This window comes from Polaribacter sp., from assembly GCF_965656025.1.
In the GTDB taxonomy this organism is placed as follows: Bacteria; Bacteroidota; Bacteroidia; order Flavobacteriales; family Flavobacteriaceae; genus Polaribacter.
Genome location: NZ_CBFHJT010000013.1, coordinates 1 through 16,486, shown reverse-complemented (window position 1 = coordinate 16,486; position 16,486 = coordinate 1). Strand labels below are relative to the sequence as shown.

At 29.6% G+C, this 16,486-nt stretch carries 18 protein-coding genes; 11 read left to right on the top strand and 7 right to left on the bottom strand.

What is annotated here, in order from left to right; all coding sequences use genetic code 11:
* Positions 1-117 precede the first annotated feature (117 nt).
* A complete protein-coding gene (locus ACTG3S_RS03915) occupies positions 118-525 on the top strand; it encodes a DUF1573 domain-containing protein (protein WP_439128067.1) in 408 nt (135 codons plus the stop codon).
* Here the strand turns inward: ACTG3S_RS03915 and ACTG3S_RS03910 are convergent.
* Complete coding sequence (locus ACTG3S_RS03910; RefSeq protein ID WP_439128066.1) at positions 522-1,862, bottom strand: aspartyl protease family protein; 1,341 nt, start codon at positions 1,860-1,862, stop codon at positions 522-524. The genes ACTG3S_RS03915 and ACTG3S_RS03910 overlap by 4 nt on opposite strands.
* 152 nt (positions 1,863-2,014) lie before the next feature.
* Here ACTG3S_RS03910 and ACTG3S_RS03905 point away from each other — a divergent pair, with 152 nt between their 5' ends.
* From ACTG3S_RS03905 to lipA, 9 genes are all read left to right on the top strand, one after another.
* On the top strand, positions 2,015-3,208 hold the full coding sequence (locus ACTG3S_RS03905) for a pyridoxal phosphate-dependent aminotransferase (protein WP_439128065.1): 1,194 nt from the start codon (positions 2,015-2,017) through the stop codon (positions 3,206-3,208).
* A gap of 33 nt (positions 3,209-3,241) precedes the next feature.
* On the top strand, positions 3,242-4,252 hold the full coding sequence (murB, locus tag ACTG3S_RS03900; protein WP_439128064.1) for a UDP-N-acetylmuramate dehydrogenase: 1,011 nt from the start codon (positions 3,242-3,244) through the stop codon (positions 4,250-4,252).
* Between the two features lie 77 nt (positions 4,253-4,329).
* Complete coding sequence (locus ACTG3S_RS03895; protein ID WP_439128063.1) at positions 4,330-4,533, top strand: membrane or secreted protein; 204 nt, start codon at positions 4,330-4,332, stop codon at positions 4,531-4,533.
* A 15-nt stretch (positions 4,534-4,548) separates the two neighbouring features.
* On the top strand, positions 4,549-5,652 hold the full coding sequence (locus tag ACTG3S_RS03890; protein WP_439128062.1) for a glycosyltransferase: 1,104 nt from the start codon (positions 4,549-4,551) through the stop codon (positions 5,650-5,652).
* Positions 5,643-6,206 carry an RNA polymerase sigma factor gene (locus tag ACTG3S_RS03885; protein WP_439128061.1) on the top strand — a complete coding sequence of 188 codons (564 nt, stop codon included), beginning with the start codon at positions 5,643-5,645 and terminating at the stop codon, positions 6,204-6,206. The genes ACTG3S_RS03890 and ACTG3S_RS03885 overlap by 10 nt, the downstream gene beginning before the upstream one ends.
* Before the next feature lie 2 nt (positions 6,207-6,208).
* Positions 6,209-6,361, top strand: coding sequence for a hypothetical protein (locus ACTG3S_RS03880; RefSeq protein ID WP_439128060.1), 153 nt, complete (start codon positions 6,209-6,211; stop codon positions 6,359-6,361).
* A 3-nt stretch (positions 6,362-6,364) separates the two neighbouring features.
* A complete protein-coding gene (locus ACTG3S_RS03875) occupies positions 6,365-7,597 on the top strand; it encodes an NRAMP family divalent metal transporter (protein WP_439128059.1) in 1,233 nt (410 codons plus the stop codon).
* Positions 7,598-7,673: 76 nt separating this feature from the next.
* Positions 7,674-9,272 (top strand): pectate lyase, encoded by a 1,599-nt coding sequence (pelA, locus tag ACTG3S_RS03870; protein WP_439128058.1) that lies wholly within the window; start codon positions 7,674-7,676, stop codon positions 9,270-9,272.
* 99 nt (positions 9,273-9,371) lie between these two features.
* Positions 9,372-10,241, top strand: coding sequence for a lipoyl synthase (gene lipA / locus ACTG3S_RS03865; RefSeq protein WP_439128057.1), 870 nt, complete (start codon positions 9,372-9,374; stop codon positions 10,239-10,241).
* Between the two features lie 186 nt (positions 10,242-10,427).
* Here the strand turns inward: lipA and ACTG3S_RS03860 are convergent, their stop codons facing one another.
* The 5 genes from ACTG3S_RS03860 to ACTG3S_RS03840 form a co-directional block, all read right to left on the bottom strand.
* Positions 10,428-11,267 carry a hypothetical protein gene (locus tag ACTG3S_RS03860; RefSeq protein WP_439128056.1) on the bottom strand — a complete coding sequence of 280 codons (840 nt, stop codon included), beginning with the start codon at positions 11,265-11,267 and terminating at the stop codon, positions 10,428-10,430.
* A gap of 84 nt (positions 11,268-11,351) precedes the next feature.
* The gene (locus ACTG3S_RS03855) at positions 11,352-12,722 is read right to left on the bottom strand and encodes a pyridoxal-phosphate dependent enzyme (protein ID WP_439128055.1); all 1,371 of its coding nucleotides are present in this window, start codon (positions 12,720-12,722) and stop codon (positions 11,352-11,354) included.
* 257 nt (positions 12,723-12,979) lie between these two features.
* Entirely contained in the window at positions 12,980-13,942 is a 963-nt protein-coding gene (locus ACTG3S_RS03850) for a sodium-dependent bicarbonate transport family permease (RefSeq protein ID WP_439128054.1), read from the bottom strand.
* Positions 13,943-14,024: 82 nt separating this feature from the next.
* The gene (locus ACTG3S_RS03845; RefSeq protein WP_439128053.1) at positions 14,025-14,351 is read right to left on the bottom strand and encodes a hypothetical protein; all 327 of its coding nucleotides are present in this window, start codon (positions 14,349-14,351) and stop codon (positions 14,025-14,027) included.
* Between the two features lie 3 nt (positions 14,352-14,354).
* Positions 14,355-14,603, bottom strand: a complete 249-nt coding sequence (locus ACTG3S_RS03840; protein WP_439128052.1) for a hypothetical protein — start codon at positions 14,601-14,603, stop codon at positions 14,355-14,357.
* A gap of 80 nt (positions 14,604-14,683) precedes the next feature.
* Here ACTG3S_RS03840 and ACTG3S_RS03835 point away from each other — a divergent pair, with 80 nt between their 5' ends.
* Entirely contained in the window at positions 14,684-15,610 is a 927-nt protein-coding gene (locus tag ACTG3S_RS03835) for a LysR family transcriptional regulator (RefSeq protein WP_439128051.1), read from the top strand.
* Between the two features lie 4 nt (positions 15,611-15,614).
* Here ACTG3S_RS03835 and ACTG3S_RS03830 read toward each other — a convergent pair.
* The coding region (locus ACTG3S_RS03830) for an ABC transporter permease (RefSeq protein WP_439128050.1) at positions 15,615-16,486 on the bottom strand (872 nt) is incomplete at its 5' end.

Sequence of the window (16,486 nt, the reverse complement as noted above, 5' to 3'; positions counted from 1 at the left end):
TATCCTTTTTGATATTTAATTGACAAAAATACAATTATCTAATTTTGTAGAGAAAATTAGAGCTTGATTTTTTAGTACAAAAAAATAATATTAAATTTACAAGACAAATTAAAACTCATGAAAGCATTCGGAACTTTTTTAGTAGCATTATTTATTACTTTTTCTATAAATTCTCAGGAATTTAAATTTGAAAAAGAAACTATAAATTATGGTAAAATTACAAAAGGCTCTAATGGAGAACGTACTTTTGTTTTTACAAATATTGGCACAGAACCTTTGATTATAAAAAACATACAATCTTCTTGTGGTTGTACAGTACCCAAAAAACCAGAAAAACCTATTATGCCTGGTGAAAAAGGTGAAATAAAAGTTTCTTACAATACTAAAATATTAGGTGGTTTTTCTAAACAAATTACTATATTTTCTAATGCAAAAAAAAGCAGAAAAGCTATAAAAATAAAAGGATATGTTGCTGAAGGTATTTCTCTAGAAAAAGAAAAAAGTATGTTGTCTGAAGATAGCTAGATTCTTTTTCTCAAACGAAATTCATAAGTTATTACCTCTCCATTTCTTTTTACAGTTATCTTCATTTTCTTGTTTTCTTTTTCTTGAAATTTATTAAAAATTTCATTTAGAGTAAATGAATAAGAAGATTTGCCATTTATTTTTAAAATAACATCATTCTCTTTTAGACCAGCCTTACTTGCTGGAGAATTTGGGACTACTGTTTTAATTTTATAAGAAGGTTTAAATTTGTAAGTATAGTTGGTTACAAAAGAAATAGTATTATTTCTCTCTGCTGATTGATTATAGGCATCAACATTATTTTTAAGGGTTTTTTCTCTCACAAGTTGTTTACCACTGTAAACGACATCTAAACCTGACATATTATAGTTAAAATCGTCTTTAAAAGAAGCGTTTTTCTTTAACATTATTTTATTGTTTCTATAATCTAGCCAAACTTTAAATCTTTTTAAAATATTACCTCCAATACTACCATTTCTTTCTTTTAGGCTTCTAGCGTTTTTGGTTGATATGGAATCTAAAAAGGAAACTGTTGGTGCTTCTATTTCGAATTTACCAATTTTAAGCTTAGGAATTCTACTTCTATTTCCATAAATAGTACCACTTAAACCTTCACCTAAAATATCATTAAAAAATAATTTTGGTGTTTTTATATTTTTTTTTGAGTTTTCAAATAGCCAAATAGCATCACTACCTCCAGAATCTATTAACATTTTCACTTTGGTTAATTTGTTGCCAATAGTATCTAATTGAACTTCTACATCTATATAAGGTTTTTTTACATAAAATTGCATGGGCAATATTTCACACCTTCTACATTTTTTTAATTTATATTTATTTGGGTTGTAAAAATGGATTCTTTTGGTCTTATAGTTAATTTTTACGATAAAATTTCGCAATAAATTATAACCAATAATACCATGTATGGTAGTTCCCATTTTGCTAGAAAGGTCAAAAAAATCTTTTAAAATTACATAAATAGCTTCGTTGTAACTTATTAAATCTTTAATTTTAAATTTGTTGTTTCTAGACAATATTGCTTCAACAGCATCTCCACCTCCCAAGCCTCTTAATAAAATTTTTTCTGTATTTGCAAGACCAATACTATCATTTTCAGTTAAATTAAAAATAATGGTTTTATTAACGCCTGTATCTAAAATAAAAGAGAGCTCTTTGCCATTAATTTCTACAGGTAAAATAATTAAGTTATTGATTAATTTAAAACTTACGGACTCTCTTCTATCTGATTCATTTTTAAAACGGAATCCATCTTGGGCATTTAAATGAAAGCCAAACAAAAGAGTACCAAAAAAAATTAGTAGATATTTTTTATGCAAATTGAAAATGTATTGGGTTCTAACCAAATTTACAATTTAACTTTTGTATTTTTTTAAATTTTGTAAAACTTTAACCTTTAAAGTTTGTTGTTATTCCTAAAAAAAGTGAAAATATTTTTGCAAATTTGCAACAAACAAAATAATATACTTTTATGCCTAAAATATCTAGCAAAGGAACTTACATGCCAGAATCTCCAATAAGAAAATTGGTACCATATGCAGAAGATGCTAAAAAAAGAGGAGTTCATGTTTTTCACTTAAACATAGGACAACCAGATATTAAGACACCACAAGTTGCATTAGATGCTGTTAAAAACAACACTATAGAAACGCTTTCTTATGCCCGTTCTGAAGGTTCTGAAGAATATAGAACTAAATTGGCAAAATACTTTGTAAAAAACAACATACCAGTAAATGCCAATAATATTATTACTACTACAGGTGGTTCAGAAGCTTTGTTGTTTACAATTGGTAGTATTACAGATCCTGGTGATGAAATTATAATTCCAGAACCATTTTACGCTAATTACAATGGTTTTTCTACAGCTTCTGGTGTAAAAGTAGTGCCTGTTATTTCTAAAATTGAAAATAATTTTGCGTTACCAAAAATTGAAGATTTCGAAAAATTAATAACACCAAAAACCAAAGCAATTTTAATTTGCAATCCTGGTAATCCAACAGGATATTTATATTCTGAAGAAGAAATACAAAAATTAAAAAAAATTGTTTTAAAACACGATTTGTTTTTAATTGCAGATGAAGTATATAGAGAATTTACTTATGATGGTTTAAAACACACTTCTGTTCTTTCTTTAGACGGTTTAGAGGAAAATGCCATTGTTATAGATTCTGTTTCTAAAAGATATAGTATGTGTGGTGCTAGAATTGGTTGCATCGTTTCTAAAAATAATACATTTATAAAAACGGCTATCAAATTTGCTCAGGCACGTTTAAGTCCGCCAACGTATGCTTTAATTGCTAGTGAAGCTGCTTTAGATACGCCTCAAAGTTATTTTGATGATGTAATTGAAGAATATGTTGACAGAAGAAATACATTAATTACTGCATTAGAAAAAATTGATGGTGTAAAAGTTGCCAAACCTAAAGGCGCCTTTTATTGTGTTGCAGAATTACCTGTAAAAGATACAGACCTTTTTGCACAATGGCTTTTAGATAGTTTTAACGACAACAACCAAACAGTAATGGTTGCGCCTGCAAGTGGCTTTTACTCAACTGAAGGAGAAGGTAAAAACCAAATTAGAATGGCTTACGTTTTAAATAACAAAGACTTGATTCGTTCTGTAGAAATTTTGGCTGAAGCTTTAAAACAATATCCAAATACATAAACCTACAAGATTTTAAAACCTTGTAGGAAAAAGATGAACATTCAACAAAACATATCTCTTAAAAATTACAATACGTTTGGTATATCTGTAAATGCCAAACGTTTTGTTTCTATAAATTCTTATTACGATTTACAACAACTTTTAAAAGTTGAAAAAGACTTGTTTTTAATTTCTGGTGGAAGTAATATGCTTTTAACAAAAGATATTGAAAAATTAGTAGTTCATATCAATTTAAAAGGAATTTCTATTGATAGAGAAGATGAAAATAATGTTCATTTGACAGTAAATGCAGGCGAAAATTGGCATGATTTTGTGCTTTTTTGTATTGCAGAAAATTATGGTGGTATCGAAAATTTATCACTAATTCCTGGGAATGTTGGTACTTGCCCAATTCAAAATATTGGTGCTTATGGTGTAGAAGTTAAAGATACCATTACCAAAGTAGAAGCTATTGAAATTAAAACTGGTAAAAGAGTAACGTTTTCAAATGAAGACTGTCAATTTGGATATAGAAACTCAATTTTTAAAAATGATTTAAAAAGCAAAGTTATTTTAACTGCTGTAAGCTTTAAATTGACGAAGAAAAATCATCAATTAAATACTTCTTATGGAGCCATTGAAAGTGAATTAACATCTAAAAACATAAAAAAACCAACGTTAAAAGATATTTCTGACGCTGTTATTGCGATCAGAAAGTCGAAACTTCCAGACCCTAAAAAGATAGGAAATAGTGGTAGTTTTTTTAAAAACCCTGTTATTTCAAAAGCACAATTTTTAGAACTTCAGAAAGAAACCCCAAATATACCCAATTATACAGTTTCTGATGCGGAAATTAAAGTTCCTGCTGGTTGGTTGGTAGAACAATCTGGTTTTAAAGGCAAACGTTTTGGTGATGCTGGTGTACACGAAAAACAAGCTTTGGTTTTGGTTAATTACGGTGCTGCTTCTGGTGAGGAAATTTATCAATTAGCACAAAAAATACAGCAAACTGTTTTCGATAAATTTGGCATTTCTTTAGAAATTGAAGTCAATGTAATTGATTAAAAAATCATCCGTAATAATTTCTACATTTTTTTACCAACAGCATAAGAATGCTTATCTTTGTAAAAGAATTAAATTTTATGAAATTACTACTAATTACATTCGGTTTATTAGCAATTGGTATTGCAGGAATAGCTATTAAAATTTGGGCAAAAAAAGATGGTAAATTTGCGGGTACTTGCGCAAGTCAAAACCCAATGTTAAATCAAGATGGAGAAGCTTGCGGTTTTTGTGGCAAAACACCAGATCAGTTTGAGAATTGTTCAGAACCACAACACAATTAATACTTACTTTTATTTATGATTTTACCTGCACTTTTCTACACCTTTGTAGTTGTTGCAGGCATACAAATTACTTATTATCTTTTTTTTACAAGTCTTTTATTTAAAAGCAAAAAACAATCAAAAAGCAATATAGAAACACCTGTTTCTGTTATTATTTGTGCTAAAAACGAGGCTATAAACCTTCAAAATTTTCTACCCTTTGTTATAGAACAAAAGTATTCAAACTTTGAAATTGTACTTATAAATGATGCTTCCTCTGATAAAACTTTAGAGGTGATGCAATCATTCAAAAAAAAACATAAAAACATAAAAATTATCGATGTTGAAAATGTAGAAGCTTTTTGGGGCAATAAAAAATATGCACTTACTTTAGGTATAAAAGCAGCAAAGTACGAACATTTACTATTTACAGATGCAGACTGCAAACCCGTTTCTAAACATTGGATTTCTAAAATGAGTAAAAATTTCTCTGAAGAAAAATCAATAATTTTAGGCTATGGTAAATACAAAAAAAAGAAAACACTCGTAAACTTATTTGTACGATTTGAAACCTTACTCACTGCCATTCAGTATTTTAGTTACACCAAATTAGGCACTCCATATATGGCTGTTGGTAGAAATTTAGCATACAAAAAAACCGAATTTTTTAAAGTAAATGGTTTTATAAAACATATAAAAATAAAATCTGGTGATGATGATTTATTTATACAAGATGCTGCTAATAAAGAAAATACAGCTATTTCTATAGAACCCAATAGTTTTACCATTTCAAATCCACCAAATACATTTAAAGAATGGTTTCGCCAAAAAAGGAGACACATTTCTACAGCCAACTATTATAAATGGCAACATCAAATGTTATTAGGTTTGTTCTTTCTATCAAAAGTTCTATTTTTTAGTTTAGGTATTCTTTGTTTCTTTTTATATCCTGTTAAAATAATTGGTGCTATATTTCTGTTATATTACATTGTAGAATTTTTAGTTGTTGGTATTGCTACTAAAAAATTAAAAGAACCACAAATCATTTATTTTTTACCTTTTTTAGAAATTGGCCTACTATTATTTCATTTTACTATATTTATTCGTAATTTTATTTCAAAACCCAATCATTGGAAATAAGTAAAGAAAACATCTTAAAAAATATTAGCAAAGCAAAAGAAGGCAGTCAAGCAGCATTTCGTTTTTTGTTAAATACTTTTTGGGCAGATGTTTATAATTATCAATTAAAACGTACTAAAAGCGAAAACGATTCTGAAGACATCGCCATACAAACCTTTTCTAAAGCTTTTGATAAAATAGCTACTTTTGATGAGCAATACGTTTTTAAAACATGGTTAATTACCATTTCTAAGAATGTGCATATTGATTTATTACGTAAAAAAAACAGCTCTATTTCTATTGAAACTACTAAAGAACAAGAGGAAAAAGTGTATTTGGTAATTGATGAAAACCCAACTCCAGAAGATAAAATTATTAGAGATCAAAATTTAGCAAAGTTGTTACGAGATATTAAACAATTAAAGCCTAAATATCAAGAAGTGATTCAGTTACGTTATTTTCAAGAGTTAAGTTATAAAGAGATTTCTAACCAGATTAACGAACCAATGAGCAACGTAAAAGTAAAATTATTACGTGCAAAAAAATTATTGGCAGAAATTATAAAAAGAAATTAGCAATGAAAATTAAACAAAGTTTACAACTATATTCCGGAGGTAAAAAAGCCTATCAAAAAGCTTTACTCAAAGAAAATAAAACGAAATCACTAAAAGGAATTTCTAAGAAAAGCTTACTAAAAAAATTAAAGGATTCAGAATATTTCAATTTTTAAAATTTGGCTAAAAAATCATTCTTACAAACTTTAGGTCCAGGTTTATTATTTGCAGGTGCTGCCATAGGTGTTTCGCATTTGGTACAATCTACCAAAGCTGGTGCCGAATTTGGTTTTGGATTAATTTGGGCATTATTACTCGTTCATTTATTTAAATACCCTTTTTTTCAATTTGGGCCAAGGTATGCAGCAGCCACTGGCGAAACTTTGTTAGATGGTTATAAAAAACTAGGTAAACCTGTGTTAATTGCCTATTACATTTTAAACTTTGCCACCATGTTTACCATACAAGCTGCAGTAACCATTGTTACTGCTGGTTTGGCATCTCAATTATTTGGTGCTTTTATGGTAGAAAATAGTTTGGTTTTATGGGCTACTTTATTAATGTTTATCAGTTTAATTATTTTACTCATAGGAAAATATAAATTATTAGATAACTTGATGAAATACATTATCATGATTCTAACTGTAAGCACCATAACAGCAGTAATAGTGGCTTTATTTAGTACAAAGGAGGCTTTTGACGTTACTCAAATTATACCTTCTGGAGCAGCAGAAATAACCTTTTTAATTGCTTTTTTAGGTTGGATGCCAGCTCCTTTAGATATTTCTATTTGGCATTCAATTTGGTCTGTAGAGAAAGATAAAACAACCGTTTTAAATACAAAAAGAAAAGATGCTGTGTTCGATTTTAATGTTGGGTATATAAGCACATTATTTTTAGGAATCTGTTTTGTGCTTTTAGGAGCTTTGGTAATGTATAAATCTGGTGTAACTTTTTCTGATAAAGGTGTTGTTTTTGCGTCGCAATTGATAGAATTATATACAAAAAACTTAGGCGATTTCTCTTATATTTTTATTGCTATAGCAGCGTTTACAACCATGTTTAGTACTACCATTACAACTTTAGACGCATCACCAAGAGCGATGAATAGAACTACCAAATTATTATTTAAAAAAGATTTTAAATACGGCTATTGGTTTTGGATTCTCTTCTTATTCTCAGGTACTTTTTTAATGTTACGATATTTTATGGATAATATGGGCTTATTGGTAAAAGTAGCAACTATCCTATCCTTTTTAACAGCGCCCTTTTATGCAATTTTAAATTACAAACTAATTACAGGTAAACACACTCCTAAAGAACATCAACCAGGTATTTATTTAAAAGTATTAAGCATTGTGGGTATTGTTTTTTTAATTGGGTTTAGTGTTTGGTATGTTGCAAGCATTTAGTTTATCATAATAATATATTTAATTTTAACATATAAATAGAAATTAAAATATACATTTGAAAAAAATTTACAACAAAATGCAATCGATTACAAAAAATAAAAACCAAAGAATTAAAAAGGTATTTAAAATATTTTTTTTAGCTATTCTAGCAATTAACATAGGCTGTTCTAGCGAAACTGTTATTGATGAATTACCCCAAGATATTTTAATAGAATCTTTGGTAATCTACGGTGGTAATATTACCAATGGTAGTACCAATCAACTTACTGTGGGTATATTACCCAACAACGCTACTAATAAAGAAGTAACTTGGAGTGTTTTAGACAATACTATTGCAGAAATTTCAGAAAATGGTTTATTAACAGCAAAAGAAAATGGAGAAGTAATTGTAAAAGTTGTTGCAAATGATGATTCTGGAGTTAGTGCTGAAAAAATAATTAAGATTTCTGGTGTTGCTGGTCCACCAGTTTTGGTAGAAAGTATTAAAATTAATGGAAATGATATTACTGATGGAAAACCACTGCAACTATCTGTCACAATTTTACCTAATGATGCAAATGATAAAACAGTAACATGGTCTGTTTCAGATGAAAACATCGCTACAATAGACCAAAATGGTTTATTAACACCAAAAGAAAATGGTAAAATTACAGTTTCTGCTGCTGCGAATGATAATAGTGGTAAAAAAGGGACACTTGAAATTAATATTTCTGGTATTACTGCTACATACCAAACAATTTTAGAAGCAGAAAACATGCTTTTATGGCAAAGAAATAATGGTGGTTGGCCAAAAGAGCCATATAACGACTTTTCTGGTTACAAAAGAACACAAACTGCTAGTGAAATTAACACAGCTAACAATACTAAAAATAGGACAGATACAACCATAGACAATGATCATACTGTTGGCGAACTTAGAGTTTTACTTAACGCTTATAAAACAACCAACAATCCTAATTATTTAGATGCTGTAAACAAAGCCTTAAATTATCTATTTGAAGCGCAATATAGTAATGGAGGTTGGCCTCAATATTATCCTGATAAAAGTGGGTATAGAGCTAGAATTACATTTAACGATAATGCAATGGTTAATGTAATGAATTTGATGTGGGATATTACCAAAGGAAAAAACAATACCAATCTTTTAGATGATAGTTATATCGCAAAAGCTAAAACTGCATTTGATAAAGGAATTGAAGTAATTTTAAAAACACAAAATACAGTAAATGGTGTAAAAACTGCATGGTGTGCACAACATGATGAAGTTACTTTACAAGCTGCAAAAGCTAGATCTTATGAACTTGCGTCTAACAGTGGTTCTGAATCTGTTGGTGTTATAAGAACGTTGATGTTGGTAGAAAACCCATCTACAGAAATAAAACAAGCTGTTCAAGATGCTATTGCATGGTTTAAAGATGTAAAAATATTGGATATTGCTACTCAAAAAACGTCTGATGATGTAATCGTAGTTGATGCTCCAGGAAACGTTATTTGGGCAAGGTTTTATGATTTAAACACAAATTTACCTTTTTTCTGCGGTAGAGATGGTATTAAGAAAAATACACTGGCAGAAATAGAAAGAGAAAGAAGAACTGGATATTCTTGGTATGGTAATTGGCCTAAAAACTTAATTGGTTCTGAATACAATTCTTGGAAAAATAAACATGGTATTTAAACTAAATTCAAACTATATACGGTTTATCTAGAATTTATATTTTAACAGGTATTTAAAACTTTCCTTTGTATCTTTGCAAGAACAAAAAAAGATAAGAATATGGCTGTAGAATCAGTAATACTTCCAGAAAAACCAAAAAAACCAAAATGGTTGCGTGTAAAATTACCAGTAGGTAAAAAATATACAGAACTTAGAGGTTTAGTAGATAAATATAAGTTAAATACAATTTGTACAAGTGGTAGTTGCCCAAACATGGGCGAATGTTGGGGAGAAGGTACTGCAACTTTTATGATTCTTGGAAATATCTGTACACGTTCTTGTGGTTTTTGCGGTGTAAAAACAGGAAGACCAGAAACGGTAGAATGGGATGAACCAGAAAAAGTAGCACGTTCTATAAAAATCATGAGCATTAAACATGCTGTAATTACTTCTGTAGATAGAGATGACTTAAAAGATGGTGGTTCTATTATTTGGGCAGAAACTGTAGATGCTATTCGAAGAGCCAACCCAAACACAACTTTAGAGACTTTAATTCCAGATTTTCAAGGAAATACAAAACAAATAGACAGAATTATAGAAGTACATCCAGAAGTGGTTTCTCATAACATGGAAACTGTTAGAAGATTGACCAGAGAGGTTAGAATACAAGCAAAATACGATAGAAGTTTAGGTGTTTTAAAATACTTAAAAGAAAACAGAATGCGAACCAAAACTGGTTTAATGCTAGGTTTAGGAGAAACCGAAGAAGAAGTTATACAAACCATGAAAGATTTACGTGCTGTAAATTGCGATATTATTACAATTGGTCAATATTTACAACCTACAAAAATGCACTTGCCTGTAAAAGAATTTATAACACCAGAACAATTTAAAAAATACGAAACTATAGGTTTAGAAATGGGCTTTATGTATGTAGAAAGTGGTGCCTTAGTTCGTTCTTCTTACAAAGCGCATAAACACGCCGTTTAAAAGTAATATTTTTATAAAAAAACTAAAAAATAGTATTCAAATAAATTTTGGCACGCAGTTTGATAAATATAAAATGAAAGCAACGTAGTAAACTGTTTTCATTGTGTAAATTATTTGAATTAGTTGATTTAAAAAACCATCTCTTAGAGATGGTTTTTTGTTTTATTGGTATTATGGAGAGTTATCTTATTTATATTCTCCATCTCTATCAGTGTTTATCTGTTTCTTTTTAACACTTTCAATAGATTCTGTACTACTAAAGGTTACTTTATCAGTTCTATATTCAACTTCACCTGTCTCATAAATATAAATTCCTCTTTTTTGTCTTTTCCCATTTTTGTAAAAACCTATAAACGTATCTTTATCATTCCAAAATTTAAAAGCAATTAAATGTGCTTTACCATTTTTCCAATAACCAGTATGTACATCACCATTGCTCCAAACATAAGTTCCAAAGCCGTTATTACAATCTCCAACTAAACAACCTGAATCATTATATCTTATAGGCCCTAAATATGATTTAGACTTACCTCCATCAAAAACATAATAACCATGAGAGTTAGGTTTTCTACTTCCATTTTTATACAACCCTAAATAATAATCTCCACTAGCCCAAAATTTTGCTCCGAAAAAATGTTGTTTTCCACTTTTCCAATACCCTGCATGTAAATCTCCATTGTTAAATATATAAACTCCCCAACCATCTTCACAATTTCCAGATACACAGCCTTTTTCTTCGTAAGTTACTTTTGTTGTTCTATTTTCAAATGTACCATCGTCCCAAACATACGTTCCAAAACCTGGTTTTCTACTTCCATCTTTATACAGTCCGTACCAAAAATCACCATCACCCCAAAACTGCATTCCAAAATAATGTTTCTCTCCATTTTTCCAAAAGCCACTATACAAACCTCCATCTTTCCATGAATACGTTCCAAACCCATTTGTACAATCACCACTAATACAAGCAGCACTTAAAGAAAAAGAACCTAAAACAAAAAAGATTAGTAACCAAAAAGATTTCATATTATAAATTTTAAAAATTTAAATATACTAATTTGTTAAAAAACTATAAAATATAACTTAAAAAGTCATTTAAATATTTGATACTTACATAGCACTAATAATATCAAATTTAGTAATAATGTGGTAATTACCATCTTTTAAATCTACCAAAACAGCTTGATTTTCTTTGGTAATTAATTTAGAAATAGCGTCTAATTTTGCTGTTTTTTTTACAATAGGATATGATTTCCCCATAATATCTTTAATAGGTTTGTCTGCAATATTTTTATCTTCTATAAAATTGTGTAGTAATACTGATTCATCTATAGAACCTACAAAACCATTTAAATCTTTTACAGGCATTTGCGATATTTTTAAGGCACGCATACGTTCTATTGCATGAGAAACCAACTCTTCTGTCTGCGCAGAAATTAAGGGTTTGTCTGCATGATTCTTAATTAAACCTGCAGCAGTTTTTATGTCTTCTTCTATAAAACCTCGGTCACGCATCCAATCGTCATTATACATTTTACCTACATATCTACTACCATGATCGTGAAATAAAACTACCACAACATCGTCTTTTGTAAAGTGTTCTTTTAATTGCAGCAAACCTTTAATGGCGGCTCCTGCAGAATTGCCTAAAAACATCCCTTCTTCTTTAGACAATTTTTGTGTGTAAATGGCAGCATCTTTGTCAGTTACTTTTGTAAAACCATCAATGACACTAAAATTTACATTTTTTGGTAGAATATCTTCTCCGATACCTTCTGTGATGTATGGGTAAATTTCATTTTCATCAAAAATACCAGTTTCATGGTATTTTTTAAAAACAGAACCATAGGTATCAATTCCCCAAACTTTAACAGTTGTACCAGCTTCTTTGGCTTTCATTTTTAGATAAGAACCTACACCAGAAATTGTACCTCCTGTACCAACACCCACAACAAAATGAGTTACTTTTCCTTCGGTTTGTTCCCAAATTTCTGGACCTGTACTTAAAAAATGTGCTTTGCAATTGCTTGGGTTGTCATACTGATTTACATACCAAGAATTAGGAGTTTCTTCTCCCAAACGTTTAGAGACTGAATAATAAGATCTAGGATCGTCTGGTTCTACGTTTGTGGGACAAACCACCACCTCTGCTCCTACTGCACGAAGAATATCTATTTTTTCTTTAGATTGTTTGTCTGCCATTACAAAAATACATTTGTAGCCTTTTACAATAGCAGCCAAAGCTAATCCCATTCCTGTATTTCCAGAGGTACCTTCTATAATAGTTCCACCTGGTTTTAAACGACCATCTGCCTCTGCATCTTCTATCATTTGCAATGCCATCCTATCTTTTACAGAGTTTCCTGGGTTAAATGTTTCGTATTTAGAAAGTACTAAACAAGGTAAATCTTTGGTTAAAACATTCAATTTTACTAATGGTGTATTACCAATAGTTTCTAGTATATTTTGTGCGTAATTCATATCTTTATTTTCGAATACAAAGATAATTTAATTTTTGGGCGTAAACGAAAGGTTCCTGTGTGTTAACATTTTTTAAGAAGTTATAAAGAGTTTTATACAGGCCATTCAATCACTAAAGCAAACTATCTAAAAACTTTTTGTAAACGCTATTGGCCTATAGACTGCTTGCGTTAGCGATTGTAATGGCATCCTTTTTTGAGTTACGAAAAAAAGATATAATGGAAAGCGCGACCTATAGGGAACGCCCAAATTATTTTTTAACAAACACCAATAATACATAAATATAAGGGCATGCCTAAAGTAATGTTAAATGGAAAAGTAATTGCCAAAGCCATTGGTATATACAAACCTGGGTTTGCTTTGGGTGCTGCTAGTTTCATTGCTGCTGGTACTGCAATGTAAGAGGCGCTTGCTGCTAAAATAGACATTAAGAGTCTGTTGCCTATTTCTTCCATAAAAAAACCACTAATTACTGCTACTAAACAACCGTTTATAATTGGAATAATGATTGCAAACGAAAGTGTAAACCATCCTTTTTTTATGAGTGCTTTTAATTTTTGGCCACTCGTAATACCCATATCTAATAAGAATACTGCTAAAAAGCCTTTAAAAATATCGGTTGTAAATGGTTTTATACCTGCAGCTTGTGCATCGTTTGTAAAATAACCTACAAATAAACTACCAATAATTAATACTACACTTCCATTGGTTAATGAGTGGTGTATGACACTTTTAAATGAGGCTTTTTTCTTCTTATCTTTATTGTAAATGGAGATTAAAAGTACACCAATGATTATAGAGGGTGCTTCCATTAAAGCCATAACTGCAACCATGTGCCCACCAAAGGGTATGTTAGACAATTCTAAAAAGGAAATGGTTGTTACAAAGGTTACTGCACTTACTGAGCCGTAAGCTGCTGCAATGGCTCCAGCATTTTCTACACTTAGTTTTAATCTTAAAATAAAATACGTATAAATTGGTACTAAAAGTGCTAATAATACTCCAAAAAGTAAAGACCAAATTATTTCTGATGTAATGATGCTGTGTGCTAATTCTTGCCCTCCTTTAAAACCAATTGCCAGTAAAAGATAAAGTGATATAAATTTAGAGGAGTTTTCTGGAATTTTTAAATCGCTTTTTAGGTTGACAGCAATAAGCCCTAAAAAGAAAAATAAAAGTGCTGGGTTTGTTAAATTATCTACAAGGTAATGTAAGTCCATTTTTTAAAATTTGGCGTAAAAAAAGTAGGAAAGCCTTAAAAGACAGTCTTTCCTACCAAAAATTCAACATTTAATAATGAGTCTATTCTTCTACAGTAATATGTACTGTACTAGATATTTTTATGTTACAATCGTTTGATTTTAATGCTATTAAAAAAGCCTTTACATCTGCTCTATCGTCTATAAGCTCTGTAATTCTTGAGTTATCATACTCACAAGCATCGTTAATGTTGCCTTCTGTTTTAGAAAGTCTTTGTAGTTTGTGAAAATTCAATTTTACATCTACAACATTATTAATAATGTTTATTGCTTCTCTTTTAGTAAATGTACCGTCAATCAATTTTAATTGTTGGTTCGGTTTTGATGATTTAGACGTTGTTTTTTTAACTTCTGCTATAGAATTGTTCATGACTTAATTTTTAGATATTGTGTTAGATTTAGATGTTTTAATAAAAAAGATAAGTAAAATTATTGCCTGAGAAATAAAGAGTTCTCTCAAAAATGGAGTATTTATTTGTAATGCTACAATGTTTAAAGCAATACTACCAATTACAACCAAAGCTTGAAAAAAAATGAGCAACTGCTTTTTAGTAATTTGTACTACAATTTCTTGGTTTAAAGAGTTTGTTCTTTCTTCTGGTTTAAATAATGTTTGTGGCATGTTTTAATTTTTTACAAAGAAAAGAGGTTTATTTTATATATTTTTATTTATATTTATTATATAATACATAAATATATTTTATGAACTATACTTTACATCAATTAGAAATATTTACCAAAATAGCAGAGTTTAAAAGTGTTACTAAGGCTTCAGAGCAGTTATTTTTAACGCAACCTGCAGTATCAATTCAGCTTAAAAACTTTCAAGATCAATTTAAATTACCACTTTTTGAAGTGGTTGGAAGAAAATTATATATTACAGAATTTGGAGAGGAAATTGCAGCAACTGCTGCTAGAATTTTAGAAGAAGTTGCAGCAATAAACTACAAGTCTGCCATATTTGAAGGTAAATTGGCTGGTAAAATTAAAATTTCTATAGTTTCTACTGCAAAATATGCCATGCCGTATTTTTTAACAGACTTTATAAAACAACATGAAAAAGTAGATTTAACAATGGATGTTACCAATAAAATGGCTGTTATTAGAAGTTTAGAAAATAATGAATGTGATTTTGCAATGGTGTCTACCATCCCTAAAAAATTAAATATAGAACGCGTAGAGTTGATGAAAAATAAGCTCTATTTTGTTGCCAATAGAAGTTTTGAAATTCCCAAAAAAGGGATTCGCACTAAAGACCTAAACAAATCTCTTTTTATTTTTAGAGAACCAGGTTCTGCAACACGTTTGGCAATGGAACGTTTTTTAGTAAAACACAAAATAGAAGTGCAAAAAAAAATGGAACTTACTTCTAATGAAGCAGTAAAACAAGCTGTTATTGCTGGCTTGGGTATTTCTATAATGCCTATAATTGGGTTAAAAAACGAACTACAAAATGGCGATTTACAAATTCTAGATATTAAAAACTTACCTATAGAAACCAACTGGAATTTGATTTGGTTAAAATCTAAAAATTTATCTTTGGTTGCCAAAGCTTTTAAAAAGCATATCGAAGAAAACAAAGAAAAAATTATTTCAGAAAATTTTGCTTGGTTTACAGAGCCTAAATAAGTACTTAAGCAAATTTAATAGATTTAGAAGGATTTATTTTTGTAATAATGTAAGACGGAATAATCAACATTAAAACACACAAAACCAACGTACCAATATTTAATAATAAGATAGTGCCTAAAGAAATATGTACTGGCATCGTTGCAACATAATATGTTTCTGGGTTTAGTGTAATCAACTTAAAATAATACTGTATGCCAATAATAAGTAAACCAATTAAATTGCCCCAAAACAATCCTTTTAAAATTAAATAAGTTGCATTGTATAAAAAAACTTTTCTAATACTAGCATTGTTGCTTCCTAAGGCTTTTAAAATACCAATCATTTGCACGCGTTCTAAGATAAGCACTAGCAAAGCAGTTATCATATTAATACCCGCAATTAAAATCATAATCCCTATTATAAACCAAACGTTATTATCAAAAAGTTGAATCCAATCAAAAACGGTAGGATATGTTTCTACAATACTTTTTGCATTTAAGGTTGAGCTTACTTCTCCGTAAATTTCTTCGGTTTTTTCTTCAATATCATCAAAAGTATCTAATAAAACCTCAAAACCACCTACTTGATTTTCTGTCCATTTATTAAGCCTTTGCACTTCTCTAATATCACCAATCATGATATTTTTATCAAACTGAGCAAAACCAGAATTGTAAATACCTGTTACTACATATTTTTTGTTTGATGGTAATTTACTGGCAGTTGTTTTTAAAAATGTGGTTGTTATTGTGTCATTTAACTTTAATTGTAAACGATTGATGATGGTTTGAGAGAGTAAAACATCCCTTGTTCTTTTTTGATGAAAATCGGGTAATTTACCAGCCACCAAATAATCCTTAAAAAAACTCCAATCGTAATCAGAAGATACACCTTTAA

Bases quoted from the DNA above. Each gene is read 5' to 3' on its own strand.
- ACTG3S_RS03845 (WP_439128053.1), bottom strand. From the start codon at position 14,351: ATGAACAATTCTATAGCAGAAGTTAAAAAAACAACGTCTAAATCATCA.
- ACTG3S_RS03880 (WP_439128060.1), top strand. From the start codon at position 6,209: ATGAAAATTAAACAAAGTTTACAACTATATTCCGGAGGTAAAAAAGCC.
- lipA (WP_439128057.1), top strand. From the start codon at position 9,372: ATGGCTGTAGAATCAGTAATACTTCCAGAAAAACCAAAAAAACCAAAA.
- ACTG3S_RS03850 (WP_439128054.1), bottom strand. From the start codon at position 13,942: ATGGACTTACATTACCTTGTAGATAATTTAACAAACCCAGCACTTTTA.
- ACTG3S_RS03905 (WP_439128065.1), top strand. From the start codon at position 2,015: ATGCCTAAAATATCTAGCAAAGGAACTTACATGCCAGAATCTCCAATA.
- ACTG3S_RS03860 (WP_439128056.1), bottom strand. From the start codon at position 11,267: ATGAAATCTTTTTGGTTACTAATCTTTTTTGTTTTAGGTTCTTTTTCT.
- pelA (WP_439128058.1), top strand. From the start codon at position 7,674: ATGCAATCGATTACAAAAAATAAAAACCAAAGAATTAAAAAGGTATTT.
- murB (WP_439128064.1), top strand. From the start codon at position 3,242: ATGAACATTCAACAAAACATATCTCTTAAAAATTACAATACGTTTGGT.
- ACTG3S_RS03890 (WP_439128062.1), top strand. From the start codon at position 4,549: ATGATTTTACCTGCACTTTTCTACACCTTTGTAGTTGTTGCAGGCATA.
- ACTG3S_RS03840 (WP_439128052.1), bottom strand. From the start codon at position 14,603: ATGCCACAAACATTATTTAAACCAGAAGAAAGAACAAACTCTTTAAAC.
- ACTG3S_RS03895 (WP_439128063.1), top strand. From the start codon at position 4,330: ATGAAATTACTACTAATTACATTCGGTTTATTAGCAATTGGTATTGCA.
- ACTG3S_RS03855 (WP_439128055.1), bottom strand. From the start codon at position 12,722: ATGAATTACGCACAAAATATACTAGAAACTATTGGTAATACACCATTA.
- ACTG3S_RS03915 (WP_439128067.1), top strand. From the start codon at position 118: ATGAAAGCATTCGGAACTTTTTTAGTAGCATTATTTATTACTTTTTCT.
- ACTG3S_RS03835 (WP_439128051.1), top strand. From the start codon at position 14,684: ATGAACTATACTTTACATCAATTAGAAATATTTACCAAAATAGCAGAG.